Annotated in this window: 23 protein-coding genes and 1 pseudogene; 20 read left to right on the forward strand and 4 right to left on the reverse strand. The window is 74.2% G+C overall.

Annotation, left to right across the window (positions count from 1 at the left end; genetic code table 11):
- The 9 genes from JZ5iCDA_RS06360 to JZ5iCDA_RS06400 all read left to right on the forward strand — a co-directional run.
- Positions 1–421 (forward strand): CHAD domain-containing protein (locus JZ5iCDA_RS06360; protein ID WP_139122985.1); only part of this gene is annotated, 421 nt, incomplete at its 5' end.
- Between the two features lie 212 nt (positions 422–633).
- Positions 634–2,661 (forward strand): threonine--tRNA ligase, encoded by a 2,028-nt coding sequence (thrS, locus tag JZ5iCDA_RS06365; protein ID WP_083259729.1) that lies wholly within the window; start codon positions 634–636, stop codon positions 2,659–2,661.
- A 7-nt stretch (positions 2,662–2,668) separates the two neighbouring features.
- Positions 2,669–3,259 carry an HIT family protein gene (locus tag JZ5iCDA_RS06370; protein ID WP_436967390.1) on the forward strand — a complete coding sequence of 197 codons (591 nt, stop codon included), beginning with the start codon at positions 2,669–2,671 and terminating at the stop codon, positions 3,257–3,259.
- Positions 3,259–3,936 carry a phosphatidylinositol phosphate synthase gene (gene pgsA, locus JZ5iCDA_RS06375; protein ID WP_069386402.1) on the forward strand — a complete coding sequence of 226 codons (678 nt, stop codon included), beginning with the start codon at positions 3,259–3,261 and terminating at the stop codon, positions 3,934–3,936. Before JZ5iCDA_RS06370 ends, pgsA begins: the two co-directional genes overlap by 1 nt.
- 2 nt (positions 3,937–3,938) lie before the next feature.
- Entirely contained in the window at positions 3,939–4,940 is a 1,002-nt protein-coding gene (locus JZ5iCDA_RS06380) for a phosphatidylinositol mannoside acyltransferase (RefSeq protein ID WP_069386403.1), read from the forward strand.
- Positions 4,941–4,942: 2 nt separating this feature from the next.
- On the forward strand, positions 4,943–6,154 hold the full coding sequence (locus JZ5iCDA_RS06385; RefSeq protein ID WP_083259733.1) for a glycosyltransferase family 4 protein: 1,212 nt from the start codon (positions 4,943–4,945) through the stop codon (positions 6,152–6,154).
- Positions 6,151–6,801 carry a hypothetical protein gene (locus JZ5iCDA_RS06390; protein ID WP_069386405.1) on the forward strand — a complete coding sequence of 217 codons (651 nt, stop codon included), beginning with the start codon at positions 6,151–6,153 and terminating at the stop codon, positions 6,799–6,801. The genes JZ5iCDA_RS06385 and JZ5iCDA_RS06390 overlap by 4 nt, the downstream gene beginning before the upstream one ends.
- A 201-nt stretch (positions 6,802–7,002) precedes the next feature.
- Positions 7,003–7,938, forward strand: a complete 936-nt coding sequence (gene pdxS, locus JZ5iCDA_RS06395; RefSeq protein WP_069386423.1) for a pyridoxal 5'-phosphate synthase lyase subunit PdxS — start codon at positions 7,003–7,005, stop codon at positions 7,936–7,938.
- A gap of 25 nt (positions 7,939–7,963) precedes the next feature.
- The gene (locus tag JZ5iCDA_RS06400; RefSeq protein ID WP_069386406.1) at positions 7,964–8,530 is read left to right on the forward strand and encodes an NUDIX hydrolase; all 567 of its coding nucleotides are present in this window, start codon (positions 7,964–7,966) and stop codon (positions 8,528–8,530) included.
- Positions 8,531–8,583: 53 nt separating this feature from the next.
- On the opposite strand, the gene JZ5iCDA_RS06405 is transcribed toward JZ5iCDA_RS06400, so the two are convergent.
- Complete coding sequence (locus JZ5iCDA_RS06405; RefSeq protein ID WP_069386407.1) at positions 8,584–9,252, reverse strand: hypothetical protein; 669 nt, start codon at positions 9,250–9,252, stop codon at positions 8,584–8,586.
- A gap of 37 nt (positions 9,253–9,289) precedes the next feature.
- Between JZ5iCDA_RS06405 and pdxT the strand changes: the two genes are divergently transcribed.
- The 11 genes from pdxT (at position 9,290) to JZ5iCDA_RS06465 (ending at position 21,418) form a co-directional block, all read left to right on the forward strand.
- Positions 9,290–9,913, forward strand: a complete 624-nt coding sequence (gene pdxT, locus JZ5iCDA_RS06410) for a pyridoxal 5'-phosphate synthase glutaminase subunit PdxT (RefSeq protein WP_069386408.1) — start codon at positions 9,290–9,292, stop codon at positions 9,911–9,913.
- A gap of 5 nt (positions 9,914–9,918) precedes the next feature.
- Complete coding sequence (locus tag JZ5iCDA_RS06415) at positions 9,919–10,680, forward strand: YebC/PmpR family DNA-binding transcriptional regulator (protein WP_069386409.1); 762 nt, start codon at positions 9,919–9,921, stop codon at positions 10,678–10,680.
- Positions 10,681–10,927: 247 nt separating this feature from the next.
- Entirely contained in the window at positions 10,928–11,500 is a 573-nt protein-coding gene (gene ruvC, locus JZ5iCDA_RS06425; RefSeq protein WP_069386411.1) for a crossover junction endodeoxyribonuclease RuvC, read from the forward strand.
- Positions 11,501–11,625: 125 nt separating this feature from the next.
- Positions 11,626–12,258, forward strand: coding sequence for a Holliday junction branch migration protein RuvA (gene ruvA, locus JZ5iCDA_RS06430; RefSeq protein WP_069386412.1), 633 nt, complete (start codon positions 11,626–11,628; stop codon positions 12,256–12,258).
- A 2-nt stretch (positions 12,259–12,260) separates the two neighbouring features.
- Entirely contained in the window at positions 12,261–13,337 is a 1,077-nt protein-coding gene (ruvB, locus tag JZ5iCDA_RS06435) for a Holliday junction branch migration DNA helicase RuvB (protein WP_069386413.1), read from the forward strand.
- Positions 13,338–13,506: 169 nt separating this feature from the next.
- A complete protein-coding gene (yajC, locus tag JZ5iCDA_RS06440; protein WP_069386414.1) occupies positions 13,507–13,992 on the forward strand; it encodes a preprotein translocase subunit YajC in 486 nt (161 codons plus the stop codon).
- Between the two features lie 111 nt (positions 13,993–14,103).
- Complete coding sequence (gene secD, locus JZ5iCDA_RS06445; protein ID WP_069386415.1) at positions 14,104–16,062, forward strand: protein translocase subunit SecD; 1,959 nt, start codon at positions 14,104–14,106, stop codon at positions 16,060–16,062.
- Positions 16,062–17,183: a protein translocase subunit SecF gene (gene secF / locus JZ5iCDA_RS06450; RefSeq protein ID WP_069386416.1), complete on the forward strand. Its 1,122-nt coding sequence runs from the start codon at positions 16,062–16,064 to the stop codon at positions 17,181–17,183. The genes secD and secF overlap by 1 nt, the downstream gene beginning before the upstream one ends.
- Positions 17,180–17,785 carry an adenine phosphoribosyltransferase gene (locus JZ5iCDA_RS06455; protein ID WP_083259731.1) on the forward strand — a complete coding sequence of 202 codons (606 nt, stop codon included), beginning with the start codon at positions 17,180–17,182 and terminating at the stop codon, positions 17,783–17,785. The genes secF and JZ5iCDA_RS06455 overlap by 4 nt, the downstream gene beginning before the upstream one ends.
- Positions 17,786–17,883: 98 nt before the next feature.
- A complete protein-coding gene (locus tag JZ5iCDA_RS06460) occupies positions 17,884–20,232 on the forward strand; it encodes a RelA/SpoT family protein (protein ID WP_069386417.1) in 2,349 nt (782 codons plus the stop codon).
- Positions 20,233–20,305: 73 nt separating this feature from the next.
- Complete coding sequence (locus JZ5iCDA_RS06465) at positions 20,306–21,418, forward strand: ATP-dependent DNA ligase (protein ID WP_069386418.1); 1,113 nt, start codon at positions 20,306–20,308, stop codon at positions 21,416–21,418.
- Between the two features lie 10 nt (positions 21,419–21,428).
- Here JZ5iCDA_RS06465 and ligD read toward each other — a convergent pair whose 3' ends face one another.
- From ligD to JZ5iCDA_RS06480, 3 genes and pseudogenes are all read right to left on the reverse strand, one after another.
- Positions 21,429–22,514 carry a non-homologous end-joining DNA ligase gene (gene ligD / locus JZ5iCDA_RS06470; RefSeq protein ID WP_069386419.1) on the reverse strand — a complete coding sequence of 362 codons (1,086 nt, stop codon included), beginning with the start codon at positions 22,512–22,514 and terminating at the stop codon, positions 21,429–21,431.
- Between the two features lie 10 nt (positions 22,515–22,524).
- On the reverse strand, positions 22,525–23,124 hold the full coding sequence (locus JZ5iCDA_RS06475) for a hypothetical protein (RefSeq protein ID WP_139122986.1): 600 nt from the start codon (positions 23,122–23,124) through the stop codon (positions 22,525–22,527).
- 94 nt (positions 23,125–23,218) lie between these two features.
- Positions 23,219–24,466: pseudogene (locus JZ5iCDA_RS06480) on the reverse strand (DUF349 domain-containing protein); the annotation flags it as partial.
- Positions 24,467–24,591 lie beyond the last annotated feature (125 nt).

Here is a 24,591-nt window from a genome sequence, read left to right on the forward strand (position 1 = left end):
CGCGGACGTCCTGCCGGCGCTGGCGCGCAAGACCTGGAGGCGCACGCGCCGGCGGGCTCGTGCGGCCGCCGCGGCGGACGGCGAGCGCCGCGACGAGCTGCTGCACGACGTCCGCAAGGCCGCCAAGCGCGCCCGGTACGCGGGCGAGTCGATGCAGGGCGCGATCGGCAAGGACGCGGCGCGGTTCGCGCGCCGGTTCGAGGACGTCCAGGACGCGCTCGGCGAGCACCACGACGCCGTCGCGCTCGGGCGGACCCTGCGCGGGCTGGGCATGCAGGCGAACCTGTCGGGCGAGAACGGGTTCAGCTACGGGCTGCTCGTCGGGGCGGAGCGTCAGCGCGCGGACCAGGCCCTGGCGGAGTACGACGCCGCGTGGGCCGCGGCGCGGCGCAGGCGGCACCGGCGGTGGACGCGCGCGTAGGCGGCGTCCGCCGGGCCGAGGGCGGCGCGAGGTGTCCCGCGGATCGCAGACGGTGCGGGGTGCCCGGTTCGTCCTGAGGGAGCGGGTCGGTACGATCGAGGGGCGCCGTCGACGACGGCGCCCCTCCGAGCGCCCGCGGCACCGTCCGCGGGTCCGGGGACCGCTCACCGAGGCCGCCACGACGGCGCCCTCCCACCCGCAAGGAGCAGCACGTGTCGGACGTCGTCCAGCCGCCAGTCACCACCGTCCCCGAGGCCGGGACCGTCACGGTGGAGACGGCCACGACGGGCACGGAGCTCTTCGCCGGTCGCCGCGAGGTCGTCGTCGTCCGCGTCAACGGGGTGCTCAAGGACCTCGACACCGCGCTCGCCCCGGGCGACGAGGTCGAGCCGGTGAGCATCGACTCGCCCGACGGCCTCGCCGTGCTGCGCCACTCGGCCGCGCACGTGCTCGCCCAGGCGGTGCAGCAGGTCAACCCGGACGCGAAGCTCGGCATCGGCCCGCCGATCACCGACGGCTTCTACTACGACTTCGACGTCGAGACGCCGTTCACCCCCGAGGACCTCAAGGCGCTCGACAAGGCGATGGCGCGCATCGTCAAGGAGGGACAGACCTTCCGCCGCCGCGTCGTCACCGAGGAGGAGGCGCGCGCCGAGCTCGCCGACGAGCCGTACAAGCTCGAGCTCATCGGGCTCAAGGGCTCGTCGGAGACCGCGGGCGAGGGCGCGAGCGTCGAGGTCGGTGCCGGCGAGCTGACGATCTACGACAACGTGCGCGGCGCCGGGCGCGAGTCCGAGACCGTGGTGTGGAAGGACCTGTGCCGCGGCCCGCACCTGCCCACGACGCGCCACATCGGCAACGGCTTCCAGCTCATGCGCTCCGCCGCGGCGTACTGGCGCGGCAGCGAGAAGAACCCGCAGCTGCAGCGCGTCTACGGCACGGCGTGGCCCACCAAGGACGAGCTGAAGGCGTACCTCGAGCGGCTCGCCGAGGCCGAGCGCCGCGACCACCGCCGCCTCGGCAGCGAGATGGACCTCTTCTCCTTCCCGGACGAGATCGGCTCCGGCCTCGCGGTGTTCCACCCCAAGGGCGGCATCATCCGCTCCGAGATGGAGGAGTACTCGCGCAAGCGCCACGTCGAGGCGGGGTACTCGTTCGTCAACAGCCCGCACATCACCAAGGCGAAGCTGTTCCAGGTGTCGGGCCACCTCGACTGGTACGCGGACGGGATGTACCCGCCCATGCACCTCGACGAGGAGCTCGACGACGACGGCACCGTGCGCCGCGCCGGGCAGGACTACTACCTCAAGCCCATGAACTGCCCGATGCACAACCTGATCTTCGACGCGCGCGGGCGCTCGTACCGGGAGCTGCCGCTGCGCCTGTTCGAGTTCGGGACGGTGTACCGGTACGAGAAGTCGGGCGTCGTGCACGGCCTGACCCGCGCGCGCGGGTTCACGCAGGACGACGCGCACATCTACTGCACGCGCGAGCAGATGCGCGACGAGCTCACCTCGCTCCTCACGTTCGTCCTCGACCTGCTCAAGGACTACGGGCTCGACGACTTCTACCTCGAGCTGTCCACGCGCGACCCGGAGAAGTCGGTCGGCGACGACGCGACCTGGGAGGAGGCGACGCGCACGCTCGAGGAGGTCGCCACGGCGTCGGGCCTCGAGCTCGTCCCCGACCCGGGCGGCGCCGCGTTCTACGGCCCGAAGATCTCGGTGCAGGCCAAGGACGCCATCGGCCGCACGTGGCAGATGTCGACCATCCAGCTCGACTTCAACCTGCCCGAGAAGTTCGACCTGCAGTACACGGCGGCCGACGGCTCGCGCCAGCGCCCGGTGATGATCCACCGCGCGCTGTTCGGGTCGATCGAGCGCTTCTTCGCCGTCCTGCTCGAGCACTACGCGGGCGCGTTCCCGGCGTGGCTCGCCCCCGTCCAGGTCGTCGCGGTGCCCGTCGCCGAGCCGTTCAACGACTACCTGGCCGACGTCGTCGCGCAGCTGCGCGCGCAGGGGATCCGCGCCGAGGTCGACTACTCCGACGACCGGTTCGGCAAGAAGATCCGCAACGCGAGCACGCAGAAGGTGCCGTTCGTCCTCATCGCGGGCGGCGAGGACGCCGAGGCCGGCGCCGTGTCGTTCCGCTACCGGGACGGGCGCCAGGACAACGGCGTGCCCGTCGCCGAGGCGATCGACCGCATCGTCACGGCGGTCCGCGACCGCGTGCAGGTCTGACGCCGCGGTGAGCGACGAGCGCACGGATGCCGTGCCCGGTCCCGTCGTCGAGCCCCGGGGCGAGCGCCCCGGGGACGACGACGGGCTCGACCGGCTGTGGACGCCGCACCGCATGGTGTACATCGGGGGGCAGGACAAGCCCGCCGACGACTCCGCGGGCCAGTGCCCGTTCTGCCGGATCCCGGCGCTGCCCGACGCCGACGGTCTCGTCGTCGCGCGCGGCGCCACGGCGTACGTCGTGCTCAACCTCTACCCGTACAACCCCGGTCACCTCATGGTCGTCCCGTACCGCCACGTGTCGGACTACACCGACCTCACCGAGGCCGAGACCGTCGAGGTCGCGCACCTGACGCAGACCGCGATGCGTGTCGTGCGCGCCGTCTCCGCGCCCGACGGCTTCAACCTCGGCATGAACCAGGGCGCGGTCGCCGGGGCCGGCATCGCCGCGCACCTGCACCAGCACGTCGTGCCCCGCTGGTCCGGGGACGCGAACTTCCTGCCGATCGTCGCCCAGACGAAGGCCGTGCCCGAGCTGCTCGCCGACACGCGCGCCAAGCTCGCCGCCGCGTGGCCCGGCGCGGGGGAGGGCGACGCCTGATGTTCGGCAGGCTGCGCGCGGTCACCACGCGCCTGTTCACCCCGCTCGCCGTCGTGCTCCTGCGCCTCGGCGTCAGCCCCGACGCCGTCACGCTCGCGGGGACGCTCGGCGTCGTCGCCGGCGCGCTGTGGCTCTTCCCGACCGGTCACCTCTTCGCCGGGACGATGGTCGTCATGGTGTTCGCGTTCTCCGACGTGCTCGACGGCGTCATGGCCCGCCGGGCCGGCCGCTCCGGGCCGTGGGGCGCGTTCCTCGACTCGACGCTCGACCGCCTTGCCGACGCCGCGGTGTTCGTCGGCCTCACGCTGTGGTTCGTGCGCGCCGACGACGACCGCCTGACCCACGGGCTCGCCGCCTGGGGCACGGGCGCCGCGCTCGCGTGCCTCGCCCTCGGCGCGGTCGTGCCCTACGCCCGCGCGCGGGCCGAGAGCGTCGGCATGACGGCGCAGGTCGGCATCGCCGAGCGAGCCGACCGGCTCGTCGCCGCGCTCGTCGCCGCCGGGCTCGTCGGCCTCGGCGTGACGCCCTTCGTGCTCGTCGTCGTGCTCGCCCTGCTCGCCGCGGCCAGCGCCGTGACCATCGTCCAGCGCGTGGCGGTGGTCCGTCGCCAGGCCCTCGCCCTCGGCGCGGACGCCGGCTCCGCTGACCCGTCCCGCCCGACCGGAGGTACCCGCTGACGATGGCGATCGACACCGGCGCCGCGTTCACCTTCGCGTGGCGCAACGCTCGCAAGGTCCCCGACCCGCTGCTGCGCGGCCTGTTCACCCTCGTCGCCGACGTCGCGTGGCTCCTGCGCGGCGGCGGCGTGCGTCAGCTCGAGAAGAACCTGTCCCGGGTCCGGCCGGGCCTGACGCCCCGCGCGCTGCGGCGCCTCTCGCGCGCTGGCATGCGCTCGTACATGCGCTACTACCGCGAGGCGTTCACCCTGCCCGCGTGGACCCCCGAGCAGGTCCGCGCGCGAGTGCGGCTCGTCGACTACGAGAACCTCACCGCCCACCTCGACGGCGACCGCAGCCCCGTGCTCGCCCTGTCCCACCAGGGCAACTGGGACCTCGCGGGGGCCTACGCGACGCCGAACATCGCTCCCGTGCTCACGGTCGCCGAGCGGCTGGAGCCCGAGGAGCTCTTCGAGGAGTTCCTGTCGTTCCGCACCTCCATCGGGCTCGAGATCCTCGCGCTCGGCGATGGCGACGTCTTCCGCGACCTCGTGCGCGGCGCGAGCAGGCCCGGGCGCATCATCCCGCTGCTCGCCGACCGCGACCTCACCGCGCGCGGCGTGGAGGTCGACCTCTTCGGGCTCCGTGCACGCGTGGCCGCCGGGCCTGCTGCGCTCGCGGTGAGCACCGGTGCGCCCCTCGTGCCGGCAGGCATCTACTACGAGCGCCTGCGCGGTGCCCGGCGGCGCGCGGCCGGTACGCCGTGGGGTCTGGTCATCCGGTTCTTCCCCCGCGTCGAGGTGCCCGCCGACCTCCCGCGACCGGCACAGGTCGCCGCGATGACGCAGGGCTGGGTCGACGCGCTGAGCGTCGCGATCCGCGAGCACGCCGAGGACTGGCACATGCTCCAGAAGGTGTTCGTCGAGGACCTCGACCCGGAGCGGTACGCCCGCACCCAAGCGGCCGCGGGGGAGGCACCGGTGCCCGCCGGGCGGCGTGAGGACGACGCGGGGCGGACGGCATGAGCCTGCGCGTCGGGATCGTGTGCCCGTACTCGTTCGACGCACCGGGCGGCGTGCAGTTCCACGTGCGCGACCTCGCCGAGTCGCTCATGTCGCTGGGCCACGACGTCTCGGTCCTCGCGCCCGCGGACGACGACACCCCCGTGCCCGACTACCTCACGTCCGTGGGGGGAGCGATCCCCGTGCGCTACAACGGCTCGGTCGCCCGCGTCACGTTCGGCCCCCGGTCGGTCGGCCGGGTGCGGCGCTGGCTGGACGCGGGCCGCTTCGACGTGCTGCACCTGCACGAGCCCGTCAACCCCTCGCTGTCGATGAGCGCGCTGTGGATCGCTCAGGGACCGATCGTCGCGACGTTCCACTCCTCGCTCGTGCGCTCGCGCGCCCTGCAGGTCGCCTACCCGCTCGTGCGCCAGAGCCTGGAGAAGATCGACGCGCGCATCGCGGTCTCCGAGGACGCCCGACGCACGCTCGTCGACCACCTCGGCGGCGACGCCGTCGTCATCCCCAACGGGGTGTACGTCGACACGTTCGCGTCCGCCGCGCCGGCGCCGCGGTGGCAGGGCACGCCCGACGCGCCGACGATCGCGTTCCTCGGCCGCCTCGACGAGCCGCGCAAGGGGCTGCCGGTCCTCACCGACGCGATCCCGCGGATCCTCGAGCGGCTTCCCGGCGCTCGCTTCCTCGTCGCGGGACGCGGCGACGACGGTCGCGACCAGGCGGTCGCCGCGCTCGGTGAGCACGCCGCGGCGGTCGAGTTCCTCGGCGGCGTGAGCGACGAGGACAAGGCGAGCCTGCTGGCCTCCGTGGACCTGTACATCGCGCCCCAGACCGGCGGCGAGAGCTTCGGCATCGTCCTCGTCGAGGCGATGAGCGCGGGGGCGTGCGTGGTCGCGAGCGACCTCGGCGCGTTCCGGCGGGTGCTCGACGACGGCGCCGCCGGCGCGCTCTTCCCCGTCGGGGACGGCGCGGCGCTCGCCGCCACCGTGCTCGACGTGCTCGCGGGCCCCGCGCGCCGCGACGCGTACCGGGAGCGGGCCCGCGCGTTCGTCCGCCGCTTCGACTGGTCCGCCGTCACGGCCGAGGTGCTCGCGGTCTACGAGACGGTGCTCGCCGCGTCGTCGGCCGTCATTCCCGTGCACGAGGACCCCCGATCGCTGCGCGGCGGCCGGCTCCTCGGCCGGGCGCGCGCCGAGCGCGAGGAGGAGAGCCGCGCATGACCTGGTCCGAGACGGTGGTCCTCGTCGTCGCCGTCGCCGTGCTCGTGGGATGGCTGCTGTGGGTGGCGGCGTCGCGCCTCGACCGCCTGCACCGCAAGGTCATGGCCTCGCGCCTCGCGCTCGACGCCCAGCTCGTGCGCCGCGCGTCGGCGGCGGTCGACCTCGCCGCGTCCGGCGAGCTCGACCCCGCGACCTCGGTCCTCCTCGCGGAGGCGGCCCATGCGGTGCTCGACGACGACGCGGACTCGCGCCGCCTCGTCGAGAGCGTCCCCGGCCTGGGGGAGCAGGGCGGCGCACCGCCGCGCAGGCTCCTCGGCGGCATGGCGCCCTCGCGCGCGCTCGCCGAGTCCGACCTGTCGGCGACGCTGCGGTCCGCCTTCGAGAGCCCCGAGGACGTCGCCGACCTGCGCGCCGACCCCGCGGGCGACGAGCTCCTCGGGCACCTCGCGGCGGCGTGGTACCGGGCACAGCTCGCCCGCCGGTTCCACAACGAGGCCGTCGCGCAGGCGCAGCGCGTGCGGCACAAGTGGTGGGTGCGCCTGTTCCGGCTCGCCGGGCACGCGCCGATGCCGGCGACCGTGGAGCTCGACGACACGTGGCCGCCCGGGCTCGGGCGCCCCGTCGAGCTGGCGGCGGGTTCCGCCTGAGGGGCGCGATCCCGGACAGGCCCGGCCGCCACGAGGCGTGGACGCCCGTCCCGACGCCGATCCGGCGGCAGTACGATGAGCCCGGTGCGCGAGCACGGGCCCGCCACCGCGCGTGCTCGTCTCCCCGCCGGCCTGGTCGCCGGCCCGGCAGCGGCCGCGGAGCCCGCCGAACATCGAAGGTGTGAGATACCGGTGACCCACCTGTCCGACCCCAGCACGACCGCCGACACCGTCCCCGCGAGCCCCGCGGCAGGAGCCGCCGTCGGCACCGCGAAGGTCAAGCGCGGCATGGCCGAGATGCTCAAGGGCGGCGTCATCATGGACGTCGTCACCCCGGAGCAGGCGAAGATCGCCGAGGACGCGGGCGCCGTCGCGGTCATGGCGCTCGAGCGCGTCCCAGCCGACATCCGCGCGCAGGGCGGCGTGTCGCGCATGTCGGACCCGGACATGATCGACGGCATCATCGAGGCCGTCTCGATCCCCGTCATGGCGAAGGCGCGCATCGGCCACTTCGTCGAGGCCCAGGTCCTGCAGTCGCTCGGCGTGGACTACGTCGACGAGTCCGAGGTCCTCACGCCCGCCGACTACGCGAACCACATCGACAAGTGGCAGTTCACCGTGCCGTTCGTGTGCGGCGCGACGAACCTCGGCGAGGCCCTGCGCCGCATCACCGAGGGCGCGGCGATGATCCGCTCCAAGGGCGAGGCCGGCACGGGCGACGTGTCCAACGCGACGACCCACATGCGCACCATCCGCGCCGAGATCCGTCGTCTCACGTCGCTGCCGGAGGACGAGCTGTTCGTCGCGGCCAAGGAGCTGCAGGCGCCGTACGAGCTCGTCCGCGAGGTCGCGGCCACGGGCAAGCTCCCCGTCGTGATGTTCACCGCGGGCGGCATCGCGACGCCCGCCGACGCCGCGATGATGATGCAGCTCGGCGCCGAGGGCGTGTTCGTGGGCTCGGGCATCTTCAAGTCCGGCAACCCCGCCCAGCGCGCGTCGGCGATCGTCAAGGCCACGACCTTCTACGACGACCCCGACGTCGTCGCCAAGGTGTCGCGCGGCCTCGGCGAGGCCATGGTCGGGATCAACGTCGACGACATCCCGGTGCCGCACCGCCTGGCCGAGCGCGGCTGGTGACCCTCTCGCGCGCGGACGCCCTACGGTGACGCTCGACGACGCAGCGCCGTCGTCCCTGGGCCCCGACTGGGTGCTCGGGGACGACGGCCTGTACTTCCGCCGTGGCGCGCGCGTCCTCCTGCTCGACGACGCCGACCGCGTGCTGCTCGTGCGCGGCCACGACGTCGACCAGCCCGAGCGGTCGTGGTGGTTCACGGTCGGGGGCGGGATCGACGACGGCGAGAGCGACGCCGCAGCCGCGCTGCGCGAGGTGCGCGAGGAGACGGGGATCGCGCTCGACCCGGACGCGCTCGTCGGCCCCGTCTGGACCCGCAGCGCGGTCTTCGACTTCTACCGGCAGCACTGCCGCCAGGACGAGGTCTTCTACCTCGCGCGGCTTCGCGGCGCGGTCCTCGCCGGCCACCAGCTCAGCCGCGACGGCTGGACCGACGTGGAGGTCGACGTCGTCGACGAGCTGCGGTGGTGGTCCCTCGACGACCTCGCGCAGGTCGACATCGAGGTGTTCCCCGAGGGGCTGGCCGACCTCGTCCGGCCGCTGCTCGGCGGCTGGGACGGCGTCACGCGGCACCTCGGTCTCGCGCACGAGCACTGAGCCGGCCCGGCCGGGGGTCGGCGCGCGGCCCGTGCGGCGCACGACGTCCGCGCTCAGCGCCGCGCGACCACGCGCCAGACGATCCCGCCCGCGAGCAGGGCGGCACCCAGCACGCCGCCGCCGATCGCGACGAGCACGGCGGCCACGGTCCCCCCGACGGTCGCGAAGAACTCCCCGAACCGCCAGCCCTCGGTGACGACGAACGTCGACGTGCCCGACACCGACGTGCCCGGGGCCGACGCGACCGAGACGGTGCACGTGGCGTCGGCGGTAGCGGTGAACTCCGCGACCGTCTCGGCCGTCACCCCGCCCGCCGACGAGGAGCCCGACACGGACGGCGCGGACACCGGCGGAGCGTCCGACCCCGGGCAGGCGAGCGTCACGTCGCGCGGCCCGAGCGCCCCGCCGTCCACCGCCCACACCGCGTACGTCGTGCCGCCCGTCACCACGAGCTCCGCCGCGCCGGGGGCAGGGCCGGACGCGAGCGCGGCGGACCCGGGCCCGCCCGCGGCGTCGACCACCCCGGTCGGGACGGCGCGCACGAACAGCACCACGGCGAGCACCCCCGCCACGAGGGCCGCCGCGAGCAGGACGGCACCGGCGACGACCAGCGCCGCCGCACCGCGCGGGGCACGGCGCGACCCCGCGGGCGGGGGAGGGACCGGTGCGCCAGGGGCGGAACCGTACGGAGGGACGGGCTGCGGGGGTGGGGCGAGCGTCACGTCGGCGAGGCTACCGGCCGACGTATCATCACCCCTCGTGACGATCACGATCGGGGTCCTCGCCCTCCAGGGCGACGTGCGCGAGCACCTCGCCGCGCTCGAGGCCGCCGGAGCGCGTGCCGTGACCGTGCGGCGCCCGGAGGAGCTCGCCCGCGTGGACGGGCTCGTGCTGCCCGGCGGGGAGTCGACCACCATCGACAAGCTGCTGCGGGTCTTCGAGCTCGACGAGCCGCTGCGCGACCGCGTCGCCGCCGGGCTCCCGGTCTACGGCTCGTGCGCCGGGATGATCCTCCTCGCGGACCGCATCCTCGCCGGGACGGCCGACCAGCGCACCGTCGGCGGCCTCGACGTCACCGTGCGGCGCAACGCGTTCGGCCGCCAGGTGGACTCCTTCGAGACCGACCTCCCGTTCGCCGGCCTGCCCGGCGACGACCCGACCGTGCACGCCGTGTTCATCCGCGCGCCGTGGGTCGAGGAGACCGGCCCGGGGGTCGAGGTGCTCGCCCGCATCCCCGACGCGGGCACGCCCGGTATCCCCGAGCCCGCCGCCGGTAGGATCGTCGCAGTCCAGCAGGGATCGCTGCTCGCCACCTCGTTCCACCCCGAGATCTCCGGGGACACGCGCGTGCACGAGCTGTTCGTCGAAATCGCGAAGGGGTAGTACGCATGTCAGGGCACTCCAAGTGGGCCACGACCAAGCACAAGAAGGCCGCGATCGACGCCAAGCGCGGCAAGCTCTTCGCGAAGCTCATCAAGAACATCGAGGTCGCGGCGCGCACCGGCGGCGGAGACCCCGCCGGCAACCCCACGCTCTTCGACGCCATCCAGAAGGCGAAGAAGTCGTCGGTCCCCAACGACAACATCGACCGCGCCGTCAAGCGCGGCTCCGGCGAGGGCGCCGACGCCGTCGACTACCAGACGATCATGTACGAGGGCTACGGCACCAACGGCATCGCCGTGCTCGTCGAGTGCCTCACCGACAACAAGAACCGCGCCGCCGCCGAGGTGCGCACCGCGTTCTCCCGCAACGGTGGCAGCCTCGCCGACCCCGGGTCCGTGTCGTACCTGTTCTCCCGCAAGGGCCTCGTCGTCGTGCCCAAGGCCGACGGCGTCACCGAGGACGACGTCATGCTCGCCGCCCTCGACGCGGGCGCCGAGGAGGTGTCCGACGAGGGCGAGGTCATCGAGGTGCTGTGCGAGGCGAGCGACCTCGTCGCCGTCCGCACCGCCATCCAGGACGCCGGCATCGAGTACGACTCCGCCGACTCCGTGTGGCACCCGTCCATGCAGGTCGAGGTCGACGCCGAGGGCGCGCGCAAGATCCTGCGGCTCATCGACGCGCTCGAGGACAGCGACGACGTGCAGAACGTCTACGCGAACTTCGACGCGTCCGACGAGGTCATGGCGGAGCTCGAGAACGACGACTGACGTGTCGTCGCCGTCGGCGGCCGGTGGTCGGGTCACCGGCGGCCCGGGACGGATCGTGCGCGCGGTCTACCATCCGCGCCGCTCGTCCCTCGCGTCGCTCCCGCCAGGCCCGTCCACGACCGCGCGCACGACCCGCCCCGTGCCGCAACGTGCTGGGCGCCACTCCGCGCTCGACACCTGGTCGGCTCGGCGCGAGCTCTCCGCGTGGCGAGCACAGCGTGTCGTCGGCTCGTGAAAGGCTGAGGGCGTGCGCGTGCTCGGAGTGGACCCTGGTCTGACGCGGTGCGGCGTGGGAGTCGTGGACTCCTTGCCGGGGCGGAAGGCCGAGCTCGTGGCCGTCGGGGTGCTGCGGTCGGACCCCGAGCTCAGCGTCGACCTGCGGCTGCTGCGGATCGCCGAGCGGCTCGACGCGTGGCTCGACGAGCACGTGCCCGACGTCGTCGCCGTCGAGCGCGTGTTCGCCCAGCACAACGTCGGCACCGTCATGGGGACGGCGCAGGTCGCCGGCCTCGCGATGCTCGGGGCCGCGCGCCGCGGGGTCCCGGTGGCGATGCACACGCCGTCCGAGGTGAAGGCCGCCGTGACCGGGAGCGGGCGCGCCGGCAAGGAGCAGGTGCAGCGCATGGTCGCCGGCATCCTCGGGCTCGGCGAGCTGCCCAAGCCCGCCGACGCCGCCGACGCCCTCGCCCTCGCGATCTGCCACCTGTGGCGCCCGGCCGGCGCGCTGCAGGGCGGCGAGCGGCACGAGCTCACCCCCGCCCAGCGCGCCTGGGCCGCCGCGGAGCGCACCGCGCGGACGCGTACCCGCGCTGCCAGGTAGGCGTCCGTGCGACGACCGCTCGCGGCAGCGGCGCGTGCGGGTGTCGGTGAGCCGGGGTGTCCGGGCGCGTTGCTAGAGTGGCGCCCCGTCGTACGGGTGTTCGAGCCTGACCAGAAGGAGCCGGAGTGATCGCCTCGTTGAGCGGGACCGTGTCGAGCGTGCACCTCGACCGGGCGGTGCTCGAGGTCGGGGGAGTGGGGTACCTCGTGCACGCCACCCCCGCGACGCTCGCCACCCTCCGCGTCGGCGAGAGCGCTCGGCTCGCCACGAGCCTCGTGGTGCGCGAGGACTCCTTCACGCTCTACGGCTTCGCCGACGACGACGAGCGCACCGTGTTCGAGACCGTGCAGACCGTGAGCGGCGTCGGTCCGCGGCTCGCGCTCGCGATGCTCGCGGTGCACACGCCGGACGCCCTGCGGCGCGCCGTCGCCGGACCGGACATCGCGGCGCTCGTGCGCGTCCCCGGCATCGGCAACAAGGGCGCGCAGCGCATCGCGCTCGAGCTGGGCGACAAGCTCGGCGCCCCCACGGGCACGGACGCGCCGTCCGGTGCCGGGGGAGCCGCCGCGGCCCCGCGCGTCGAGGACCGGCGCGACCAGGTGGTCGAGGCCCTCGTCGGGCTCGGCTGGAACGTCAAGGCGGCCGACGACGCCGTCGCGACCGTGCTCGCCCAGGCGGGCGTCGACGTCGTCGAGGCCGCGGACGTCGCCGGCGCGCTCCGGGCGGCGCTGCGCGTGCTCGGCGGGCAGCGGGGCTGACGATGGCGAACTTCGACCGCGTCGGACTGGGCGACGACCCCGGCGACGACACCTTCACGTCCGAGCGGATCGTCGCGGCGGGCGCCGACGACCTCGAGCGCGCCGCCGAGGCGGCGCTGCGCCCGCGCCGGCTCGAGGAGTTCGTCGGGCAGCGCGTCGTGCGCGACCAGCTCTCCCTCGTCCTGCAGGCCGCGCTCGCGCGCGGCGCGGCGCCCGACCACGTCCTCCTCTCCGGGCCTCCCGGCCTCGGCAAGACGACGCTCGCCATGATCATCGCCGCTGAGCTCGGCACGTCGCTGCGCGTGACGTCGGGCCCGGCGATCCAGCACGCCGGCGACCTCGCCGCCGTGCTGTCCTCCCTGGAGGAGGGCGAGGTCCTGTTCATCGACGAGATCCACCGCCTCGCGCGCCCCGCCGAGGAGCTGCTGTACATGGCGATGGAGGACTTCCGCGTCGACGTCGTCGTCGGCAAGGGCGCCGGGGCCAGCGCCATCCCGCTGAGCCTGCCGCCGTTCACCGCCGTCGGTGCCACGACCCGCGCCGGCCTGCTGCCCGCGCCGCTGCGCGACCGGTTCGGCTTCACCGGCCACCTCGACTTCTACTCGGGCGACGAGCTCGAGAAGGTCCTCACGCGCTCGGCCGGGCTGCTCGGGGTCGCGCTCGACCCGGACGCGGCGCACGAGATCGCGGGCCGCTCGCGCGGCACGCCGCGCATCGCCAACCGGCTGCTGCGCCGGGTGCGCGACTGGGCGCAGGTGCGCGGCGACGGCAGCCTCGACCTGCGCGCCGCCCGCGCCGCGCTCGAGGTCTACGAGGTCGACCCCATCGGCCTCGACCGGCTCGACCGCGCCGTCCTCACCGCCCTGTGCACGCGCTTCAACGGCGGCCCCGTCGGGCTCACGACCCTCGCCGTCACCGTCGGCGAGGAGGCGGAGACGGTCGAGACGGTCGCCGAGCCGTACCTCGTGCGGGAGGGGCTCGTCGGCCGCACGCCGCGTGGCCGGGTCGCGACGCCCGCCGCCTGGGCCCACCTCGGCCTGACACCGCCGCGCGAGACCGGCACGCTGTTCGACGCCTGAACCGCGCACGCCCGCACGGTGACCGCGGTCACAGGCCGGGTGCCCGAGGGCCTAGACTGGTCGAGGTCGGCGCGGGGAACTCGACGGACGGACGGCTCGTTGGTGAACCGTGCGCGCGCGCCTAGACTGCCGCGCAGACCCCGACGAACAGGACACGTGAGACCCCGTCATGGATATCAGCTTCCTCCTCATCCTCGCCCTCGCGGCCGGTGCGATGTTCCTCATGACCAGCCGCACCCGCAAGCAGCAGCGCGAGGCGCAGAACTTCCGGTCGAACCTCGCGCCGGGCCAGGAGGTCATGACGGGCTCCGGCCTCTTCGGCACCATCGTCGACGTCGACGAGGAGAACGACATCATCACGATCGAGTCGACGCCCGGCTCGCGCACCCGCTGGCTGCGTGCCGCGATCGCCAAGCGCGTGGACCAGCCGGTCGAGGAGACCCCCACCGAGACCGACGAGACGGACGCCGACGACACGGCGACCGCGACGGGCACGACCGCCGCGTACGGCAGCGCCGGCGGTGCGGCGAGCGTCACCCCCGGCTCGACGGCGCGCGACGCCGACGACCTCGTCGTCCCGGACGACCTCTCGGGCCTCGACGAGGGCGCCCAGAAGGACCGGGACCGCCGCGACGAGGGCACCGACAGCAAGTGACCACCCACCGGCCGCCCCGGCGGCCGGACTGACGCGGTGGGCCCGCGGGCCCACCGCACGCGCACGAGAAGAGACGGACAGTTGGCCACCAGCAGCACACGAGCGAGGCCCGTGCGGTCCCTCGTCTTCCTGGGCGTCCTCGTGGTCGCCCTCTTCGGCAGCCTCTTCGCGGGGACGAAGCTCGACCCGCAGACGGCGGAGAACCCGGGCGGGGCCAGCCTCACGCCGGGGCTCGCGCTCGACCTCGAGGGCGGCACGCAGATCATCCTGCAGCCGAGCACCACGGACGACTCCGAGATCACGGGCGAGACGATCACCCAGGCGATCAACGTGATCCGCCAGCGCATCGACGCGCAGGGCGTGTCCGAGGCGGAGATCACGAGCCAGGGCGGGCGGAACATCGTCGTCGGCATCCCGGGCGAGCCGAGCCAGGAGACGATCGACCTCGTCAGCCAGTCCGCGCAGATGCGCTTCCGGCCGGTGCTGGCGGTCGGGGCGCCGACGCCCACCGCGACCGAGCAGCCCGCCGAGGGAGAGGCGGCCGAGGGCGAGACGCCCGAGGCCACCGAGTCGGCCGAGCCGCCCGCGGACGGCGCCGCCGAGGCCCCGGCGGACGGCACGGAGGCGCCGGCCGAGGGCACGGAGGCGCCCGCCGGCGCGGCGACCGACGCGCCGGCCGACGACGCGGCGCCCGCCGAGGAGGTCGTGCGCCCGGAGAACCCGAGCGACCTGTCGCAGATCACCCCGGAGATCCAGGAGCAGTTCGACGCGCTCGACTGCACCGTCCCCGAGAACCTCGTGGGCGGCGACAGCGGCCCGACCGACAGCGCGTTCGTCGCGTGCTCCGCGGACGGCTTCGCCAAGTACATCCTCGGCCCGGTCGAGGTCGAGGGCACGGACATCGCGAACGCGAGCTCCGGCCTCGGCGTGAGCCAGTCCGGTGCCGTGACGAACGAATGGGTCGTCAACCTCGAGTTCGACGGCCAGGGCACCGACAAGTTCCGCGAGGTCACCACGCGCCTGACCTCGCTCCCGTCGCCGCAGAACCAGTTCGCGATGGTCCTCGACGGGCTCGTCATCTCGGCACCCGTCTCGCAGGTGCCGATCCCCAACGGCCAGGCGGAGATCTCCGGCACGTTCACGCGCGACACCGCCGCGACGCTCGCGAACCAGCTGAACTTCGGCTCGCTGCCCCTGACGTTCGAGGTGCAGAGCCAGGAGCAGATCTCCGCGACGCTCGGCTCCGAGCAGCTCCAGAAGGGTCTGCTCGCCGGCGCGATCGGCATGCTGCTCGTGGTGATCTACTCGCTCCTGCAGTACCGCGTGCTCGGCCTGGTCACCGTCGCGTCCCTCGGCGTCGCCGCCGTGCTGGCGTACGGCGTCATCACCGCGCTGTCGTGGGCCATCGGCTACCGCCTGTCCCTCGCCGGCGTCGCGGGCCTCATCGTCGCGATCGGCATCACCGCCGACTCGTTCATCGTCTACTTCGAGCGCGTCCGCGACGAGCTGCGCGACGGCCGCACGCTCAACTCGGCGATCGAGAAGGGCTGGCAGCGCGCCCGGCGCACGATCCTCGCGTCCGACGCCGTGAACTTCTGCGCCGCGATCGTGCTCTACTTCCTCGCCGTCGGCGGCGTGCGCGGCTTCGCGTTCACGCTCGGGCTCACGACGCTCATCGACATCGTCGTCGTGTTCCTGTTCACGCACCCGCTGCTGCAGCTGCTCTCCCGGACGAAGTTCTTCGCGAGCGGGCACCCGTGGTCCGGCCTCGACCCGCGCCGTCTCGGCGCGCGCGCCGTCCGGTACGCGGGCCGTGGCCGCGTCGTCACGGCGGGCTCGGAGTCCGCGACGCCGTCCCCCGAGGACGTCGCGGACGCAGCCCGCTCCGACCGTGAGGAGCCCGCTCCGGTGCGCGAGCGCGTCGGCGCCGGGGTCGGCGTGGCGACGGCCGACGGGCCCCGCATGACGATCGCCGAGCGGCGCGCGGCCGAGCGGCGTGCCGCGGCGACCGCCGAGGACCAGGCCTCCGACGCCCCGGCGTCCGGCGGCGAGAACGAGGAGAAGCACTGATGGCCAGCGGTTTCGCCCAGTGGGGCAACGACCTCTACACGGGGCGCCGTTCGTACGCGATCGTCGGGCGCCGCAAGCGGTACTTCGTCGTCGCGGCCGTGGCCGTGCTGCTCTCGCTCGCCGTCGTCGGCGTGCGCATCGCCGGCGGTGGCCTCAACCTCGGCATCGAGTTCCGCGGCGGCTCCGAGTTCACGGTGTCCGGCGCGGCCGACACATCGCAGGAGCCCGCCGTCGAGGCCGTCCAGGCGGTCGCCCCGGAGGAGGTGCCCCGCATCTCCTCCGTCGGTGGCGACGCGCTGCGGATCCAGACGGCCGAGCTGACCAACGAGCAGGTCGAGGACGTCCGCGCCGGCCTGGCGGAGGCGTACGACGTCTCGGTCGGCGAGGTGACCAGCGCGTTCATCGGCCCGACCTGGGGCCAGGACGTCTCGCAGAAGGCGATCGTCGGTCTCGTCGTCTTCCTGCTGCTCGTCAGCCTCGTCATGACGGTGTACTTCCGGAACTGGCGCATGGCGGCGGCGGCGGTCATCGCGCTGTTCCACGACCTGGTCGTGACGGTCGGCATCTACGCGCTCATCGGGTGGGAGATCACCCCGGCGACGGTCATCGGCATCCTGACGATCCTCGCGTACTCCATCTACGACACCGTCGTGGTGTTCGACAAGGTGCGCGAGAACACGACCGGCATCCTCGACCAGACGCGCAGCACGTACGCCGAGCGGGCCAACCTCGCGGTGAACCAGACGATGGTGCGCTCGATCAACACGTCGGTCGTCGCGCTGCTGCCCGTCGCCGCGATCCTGTTCATCGGTGCCTTCCTGCTCGGCGCCGGCACGCTGCGCGACATCGCGCTCGCTCTGTTCGTCGGCATGGCGGTCGGTGCGTACTCGTCGATCTTCCTCGCCACACCGCTCGAGGTGGCGCTGCGCGAGCGCGAGCCGGCGATCGCCGAGCACACGCGCACGGTCCTCGACCTGCGCGCGGACCGCGTGGCCGACCTGGGCGAGGGCGCGTCGGACGACGCGGTGCTCGCGGCGGCCGGCGTCGCGGGGGACCGTCAGCTCCAGCCAGGGTCCCACCTGGGCAACAAGGCGCAGCCGCGCCGGCGACGCGCTCGATGACCGTGTCCGACAGCGCCTTCCTCGAGGCCGACGGCGTGCGCGCCGTCGGCCTCGGCGGGCTCGGCCCGGAGCAGGCCTCGCGCGTGCTCTCGCTCGTCCGCTCGGTGCCCGACTACCCCGAGCCCGGGGTCCTCTTCCGGGACATCACGGGCCTGCTGGCCGACGGCGACGCGTTCCGTCACGTGGTGGCGTGCCTCGGTGACGTCGCGGGCGCCGTGGACGGCGGTGTCGACGTCGTCGCCGGGCTCGAGGCCCGCGGCTTCCTCCTCGGCGCGCCGCTCGCGACCCACCTGGGAGTGGGATTCGTCCCCCTGCGCAAGGCGGGCAAGCTGCCGCCGCCGACGGACACCGTGACCTACGACCTCGAGTACGGCACGGCGACGATCGAGCTCCGCTCGGGAACACTCGAGCCCGGTGCACGCGTTCTGCTGGTCGACGACGTGCTGGCGACCGGTGGGACGGCGGCCGCGGGTGCGGAGCTGGTCGAGCGGAGCGGGGGCGTCGTCGTCGGCACGGCGTTCCTGCTCGAGCTCGGCGGCCTCGGGGGGCGTGAGCGCCTCACGGGACGCGAGGTGACCGCGCTCCTGCACGTGGAGTCGTAGGATTGCCACTCCGGCCGGTGCGGCAGGGTCTCGCACGGCCCACCGCGCCGACGGGACCGCCGACGGGTACGACCCACAGGTCTGAGAGGGAGGCGCGCATGAGCGAGGAGACACGCACGTCGCGCGCGCCCGCGGGCCCGGCGGCGCCCGGGGCCACGAGCGCGGGCCCGTCCGGCCCGCGCGGGGTCCGGTCGCGCCTGGTCCGGTTCGGCACGCGGACCGGCGGCGGAGGCAGCCCGGCGCTCGAGCCGCTCCTGCAGGCGGTGCGCACCAACCACCCGCGGTCGGACCTGTCCGTGGTCGAGCGCGCCTACGGCACGGCGGAGCGCGCGCACCGGGGCCAGCTCCGCAAGAGCGGCGACCCGTACATCACGCACCCGGTGGCGGTCGCGACGATCCTCGCCGAGCTCGGCTTCGACGCGTCGACGCTCGCCGCGGCGCTCCTGCACGACACCGTCGAGGACACCTCCTACTCGCTGGACCAGCTGCGCGGCGAGTACGGCGACGAGATCGCGATGCTCGTCGACGGCGTGACGAAGCTCGACAAGGTGACCTACGGCGACGCCGCGCAGGCCGAGACCGTGCGCAAGATGGTCGTCGCCATGGCTCGCGACATCCGCGTGCTCGTCATCAAGCTCGCCGACCGGCTGCACAACGCCCGCACGTGGAAGTACGTGTCGTCGTCGTCCGCGGAGCGCAAGGCCCGCGAGACCCTCGAGATCTACGCGCCGCTCGCGCACCGCCTCGGCATGAACACCATCAAGTGGGAGCTCGAGGACCTGTCGTTCCAGGCGCTGTACCCCAAGGTGTACGACGAGATCGTGCACCTCGTCGCCGAGCGCGCCCCCGCGCGCGAGGAGTACCTCGCGGTGGTGCGCGACCAGGTCACGGCGGACCTGCGCAGCGCGAAGATCCGCGCGACGGTCACGGGGCGGCCGAAGCACTACTACTCGATCTACCAGAAGATGATCGTGCGCGGTCACGACTTCGCGGAGATCTACGACCTCGTCGGCGCACGCGTCCTCGTGGACAGCGTCCGGGACTGCTACGCGGCGCTCGGCGCGCTGCACGCGCGGTGGAACCCCGTGCCGGGGCGGTTCAAGGACTACATCGCGATGCCGAAGTTCAACATGTACCAGTCGCTGCACACGACGGTCATCGGCCCCGGCGGCAAGCCCGTCGAGATCCAGATCCGCACGCACGACATGCACCGGCGCGCGGAGTACGGCGTCGCGGCGCACTGGAAGTACAAGGAGACCGCGAAGTCCGGCGGCAAGACGGACAAGGCCGACAGCGCCGCGAACGACATGCGCTGGCTGCGCCAGCTCGTCGACTGGCAGCGCGAGACGGCCGACCCGTCGGAGTTCCTCGACTCGCTGCGGTTCGAGATCGGCGGCGCCGAGGTCTACGTCTTCACGCCGAAGGGTGACGTCCTGGCCCTGCCCGCCGGGTCGACCCCGGTCGACTTCGCCTACGCCGTCCACACCGAGGTCGGGCACCGCACCATGGGCGCGCGCGTCAACGGGCGCCTCGTGCCGCTCGACTCGACGCTCGAGAACGGCGACGCGGTCGACGTCCTGACCTCCAAGTCGGAGAACGCCGGCCCGAGCCGCGACTGGCTCGCGTTCGTCAAGAGCCCCCGGGCGCGCAACAAGATCCGTCAGTGGTTCTCCAAGGAGCGCCGCGAGGAGGCCGTCGAGCACGGCAAGGACGCCATCGCCAAGGCGATGCGCAAGCAGAACCTGCCGATCCAGCGTCTGCTGTCGCACGAGTCGCTCGTCGCGCTCGCCAACGAGATGCGGTTCGCCGACGTCACCGCGCTGTACGCGGCGATCGGCGAGGGCCAGGTCTCGGCCGCGAACGTCGTGTCCAAGCTCGTCCAGTCGATGGGCGGCGAGGAGGCGACGGTCGAAGACCTCGCGGAGATCGCGCGCCCCGGGCAGACCGCGCGGCGCGTCCGCACGGGCGACCCCGGCGTCATGGTCAAGGGCGTCGAGGACATCTGGGTCAAGCTCGCCAAGTGCTGCACCCCGGTGCCCGGCGACGAGATCATCGGCTTCGTCACGCGCGGCCAGGGCGTGAGCGTGCACCGTGCCGACTGCGGCAACGTCGTGGGCCTGCGCAGCCAGCCGGAGCGCATCGTCGACGTCTCGTGGACGACCGGCAGCAACACGATGTTCCTCGTGCAGATCCAGGTCGAGGCGCTCGACCGGGCGCGTCTGCTGTCGGACGTCACGCGCGTGCTGTCCGACCACCACGTGAACATCCTGTCGGCGACGGTCTCGACGTCGAACGACCGCGTGGCGATGTCGCGCTTCGTGTTCGAGATGGCCGAGCCGGGGCACCTCGCGCAGGTGCTGAGCGCGGTGCGCAAGGTCGACGGCGTCTTCGACGTCTACCGCATCACCGGGTCCCGCGCGGAGCAGGCGCCCCCGCTCCCGGCCTGACGCACCCGCCGGCACGCCGACCGGGCCGCGCGCCGCCGGGCAGCCGGAGCGCGCCGGTGGCACGATCGGGCGCATGGACCTGCCCGTGATGCCGCCCGTGCTGCCCATGCTCGCCAAGTCCGTCCCCGACGTGCCCGAGCCGGACGGCGTCGCGGGTGGATACGTCTACGAGCCGAAGTGGGACGGGTTCCGGGCGATCGTCTACCGCGACGGCGACGAGGTGCGCCTCGACAGCCGCAACGCGCGGCCGATGGAGCGGTACTTCCCGGAGCTGGTCGAGGCGGTGCGTGCGGCGCTGCCGCCGCGGTGCGTGGTGGACGGCGAGATCGTCGTCGCCCAGGACGGGCGCCTCGAGTTCGAGGTGCTGCAGCAGCGCATCCACCCCGCCGCGTCGCGCGTGCGCCTCCTCGCGGAGCAGACGCCCGCGAGCCTCATCGTGTTCGACGTCCTCGCGCTCGACGACGAGGACATGACCGGGGAGCCGCTCGAGCGGCGGCAGGAGGTGCTCGACGCGCTGGGCCTCGACGGGCCCCAGGTGCACGCGACCCCGCGCACGCGCGACGTCGCCGTGGCGCGCGAGTGGTTCGACACGTTCGAGGGCGCCGGGCTGGACGGCGTGGTCGCCAAGCCGCTCGACGGGCGCTACCAGCCGAACAAGCGCGCGATGCTCAAGGTCAAGCACGGGCGCGACGCCGACGTGGTGCTCGCCGGCTACCGCCTGCACAAGACGTCGACCCCGGCGAAGCCGCTGCTCGGGTCGCTCCTGCTCGGCCTGTACGACGACGCGGAGCAGCTCCAGTTCGTCGGCGTCGCCGCGTCGTTCCCCGCCGCCCGGCGTGCCGCGCTCGTGGCCGAGCTCGCGCCGCTCGTCGTGGAGCCGGGCACGCCCGAGGCGGACGCGCACCCGTGGGCCGGCTGGGAGAACCCGGCCACCGAGACGGGCGACCGCAAGCCGGGCGCCCAGTCGCGCTGGAGCGCGGGCAAGGACCTGTCGTTCACCCCGCTGCGGCCCGAGCGCGTGCTCGAGGTCGCCTACGACCACATGGAGGGCACGCGCTTCCGCCACACCGCGCAGTTCCGCCGGTGGCGCGACGACCGCGACCCGCGCTCGTGCACCTACGAGCAGCTCGAGGAGCCGGTGCGCTACGACCTCGGCGGGCTGCTGCCCGGGGCGCCGGGCGCCTGAGCGCCCCGGCTCAGGCGTCGGGGACGCGCGGGCGGTTGCGGTCCTTGCTGGGCTGCACGCGCTTCGGCTCGCCCGGCATCTTCGGGTACTCCGGCGGGTAGGGCAGGTCACCGAGGCCGTGCTCGGCCTCGTCGCGGCGCGAGAGCTCGAGCGCGGGCTCGAGCGAGGCGCCGGGGTCGTCCCGGTCGGCGCGCAGCGGCGCGAAGAGGTCGCCGACCTCGGCGAAGCGGGCGGGCATCGTCAGCACGTCGAAGTCGTCGGGGTGGACGTCGCCGAGCTCGTCCCAGCGCAGCGGGGCGGAGACGGTCGCCCGCTGGTTCGCGCGGATCGAGTACGCCGACGCGATCGTGCGGTCGCGCGCCATCTGGTTGTAGTCGACGAAGATCTTGGCGCCGCGCTCCTCCTTCCACCACTTCGTCGTGACCTGCTCCGGGAGGCGGCGCTCGAGCTCGCGACCGATCGCGATGGTCGCGCGGCGCGCGGCGACGAAGTCCCACTCGGGGCTCACGGGGACGAAGACGTGGATGCCGCGGCCGCCGGACGTCTTCGGGTACCCGGTCAGGCCGAGCTCGTCGAGGAGCTCGTGCAGGTGCGGGGCGACGCGCACGGCGTCGTCGAAGTCGGTGCCGGGCTGCGGGTCGAGGTCGATGCGCAGCTGGTCGACCGCCTCCACGTCCTCGCCCCGCACCGGCCACGGGTGGAAGGTGAGGGTCCCGAGGTTCGCCGCCCACGCGACGACCGCGAGCTCGGTGGGGCACACCTCGTCGGCCGTGCGCCCGCTGGGGAAGGCGATCCGCGCCGTCCGCACGTAGTCGGGCGCGCCCTTGGGGATGCGCTTCTGGTAGAACGCGTCGCCGGTGTTGTCGGTGCGCGTGCTCATGCGCGCGCCCTCGAACACGCCCTTGGGCCAGCGCTCCAGCGTGGTGGGCCGGTCGACGAGGGCGCCGAGGATCCCGTCGCCGACGGCGAGGAAGTACTCGACGACGTCGAGCTTGGTCACCCCGCGCGCCGGGAACACGACCCGGTCGGGGCTGGTCACCCGGACGGTGCGTCCTCGGACGTCGAGCTCCACCGGCGGCGTCGTGGCAGCGGCCATGGCGACCAACCTAGCCCGCGTCGCCCTCCTCGGCGAGCAGGCGGGCGAGCACGGCGCGTGCCCGGTCGCGCCCCGCCCACCGGTACCGCAGCTCGAGCGAGCGCGCGGCCTGCGCGACGTCGAGGCCCCGGTCGTCCCGGAGCCGGCGCAGGAGCGCGGCCGCCTCGTCCGGCTCGCACCGCGTCGCGACGTCGAGCGCGGTGCGCCGCGCGTCCGTGACCCGCACCCCGGCGACCAGCACCGTCTCGGACCGCAGCAGGGCCGCCTGGCGCGCGACGCGACCGCGCAGGGGCGGCGGCCGGTGCGTGCCCGGCGGGTAGACGACCTCGAGACGCGACGGCGCCCGCCCGCCGCACAGCACCCACGCCGCGCTCGGCCCCGCGACGACGTACGGCGCCGGCACCTGCTCCCGCACGGCCAGCGCGCGGAGCGTCGGGGTGACTGGCACGCGCGCGGGTGCGGCGACGTCGTCCCGGAGGACGACCAGTGCGCCGCGGCGCACGAGGTCCTGGTACGCCGGGCCACCGCCGACGTCGGCCGGCCGCACGAGGAGACCGACCTCCGGCTCGCGCGGCTCGAGCAGGCGTTCCAGGGGTGGGTACACGGTCACCCGGACACCCTGCCGCACGCACCGGGAGGACGAGAAGGGCCGGCGCGCGTCCTGTGGACGAGCGCCGGCCCCGGCTGGTGCAGCGCCGGGAGCGTCAGCCGCGCGACTCCTCGGCCGCGCGCACGACCTGCTCGAGCCACGAGCGCCGGGCCGCGAGCGCGGTCTCGAGCTCGGACACCGCGCGCGAGTCGCCGCGGTCGCGGGCCGACGCCAGGTCGGCCTCGAGGGCCGCGATCGCCGCCTCGAGCTGCGCCGCGGCGCCCTCGGCGCGAGCCCGCGTCTCCGGGTTGGTGCGCGTCCACTGCGCCTGCTCGGCGTCCCGCACGGCGTTCTCCACCGCGCGGAGGCGGCCCTCGACGCGCTGCAGGTCGCCGCGCGGCACGCGCCCGGCCTCCTCCCAGCGCTCCTGGATGTCGCGCAGGGCGTTCTTCGCCGCCGCCAGGTCCGTCACGGGCACGAGCGCCTCGGCCTCGGTGAGCAGCGCCTCCTTGACCTCGAGGTTGGCGGCGTACTCCGCGTCGGTGGCGGAGTTCGCGGCGTCGCGCGCCTGGAAGAAGGCGTCCTGGGCCGCTCGGAACCGCGCCCAGAGCGCGTCGTCGTCCTTGCGGCTCGCGCGCCCGGCCGCCTTCCAGCGCGCCATGAGGTCGCGGTAGGCGCCGGCGGTGGCGCCCCAGTCGGTGCTCGAGGACAGCGCCTCGGCCTCGGCGACGAGCTTCTCCTTGGCGGCCTTCGCGGCGGAGTTGCGCTGCTCGAGCTCGGCGAAGTAGTGCCGGCGCTCGCGGTCGAAGGCGGTGCGGGCGTGGCTGAACCGCTTCCAGAGGGCCTCCTCGCTCGCGCGGTCGATGCGCGGGCCGGACCGCTGCGCCTCCTTCCAGCGCTCGAGCAGGTTGCGCAGCTCCTCGCCGGCCGGGCGCCACTGCATGCGGGCCGGGTCGGTGGCCGCGATCTTCTCGGCGGCCTCGATGATCTCGGTGCGCGCCGCGAGGGCCGCGGCCTTGGCGGAGGCGCGCTCGGCCTCGATCTGGGAGCGACGCTCCGCCGCGAGCGTGCGGAGCCCCGCGACCTGTGCGCGCAGCGCGTCGAGGTCGCCGACCGCGGACGGCTCGGCGGTCTCCTCGCCGAGGCGGGCGAGGGTCTGGTCGATCTCGCGCACCGACAGGTCCGTCGCCGCGAGGCGCGACTCGAACAGCGCGACCTTCGCCTGCAGGTCGAGGAACCGGCGCACGTACAGCGTGAGCGCCTCGTCGGCGTCCACGCCGGGGAACTGCCCGACGGCGCGCTCTCCGGCCTCCTCGCGCACGTACACGGTCCCGTCCTCGTCGACGCGGCCGAAGCCGGCGGCGGCCGGGCGGCACCTTCACGGCGACCGCCTCGGGCTTCGCGCCGGGGGAGTGGGTCTCGGCCACGCTGTTCTCGACGCGCGTCGATCTGGGCATGTTCCGCGCGGACGCCTCGGGCGTCGTCACC

The sequence above is a fragment of the Cellulosimicrobium cellulans genome, from assembly GCF_001722485.1.
GTDB classification, from domain to species: Bacteria; Actinomycetota; Actinomycetes; order Actinomycetales; family Cellulomonadaceae; genus Cellulosimicrobium; species Cellulosimicrobium cellulans_A.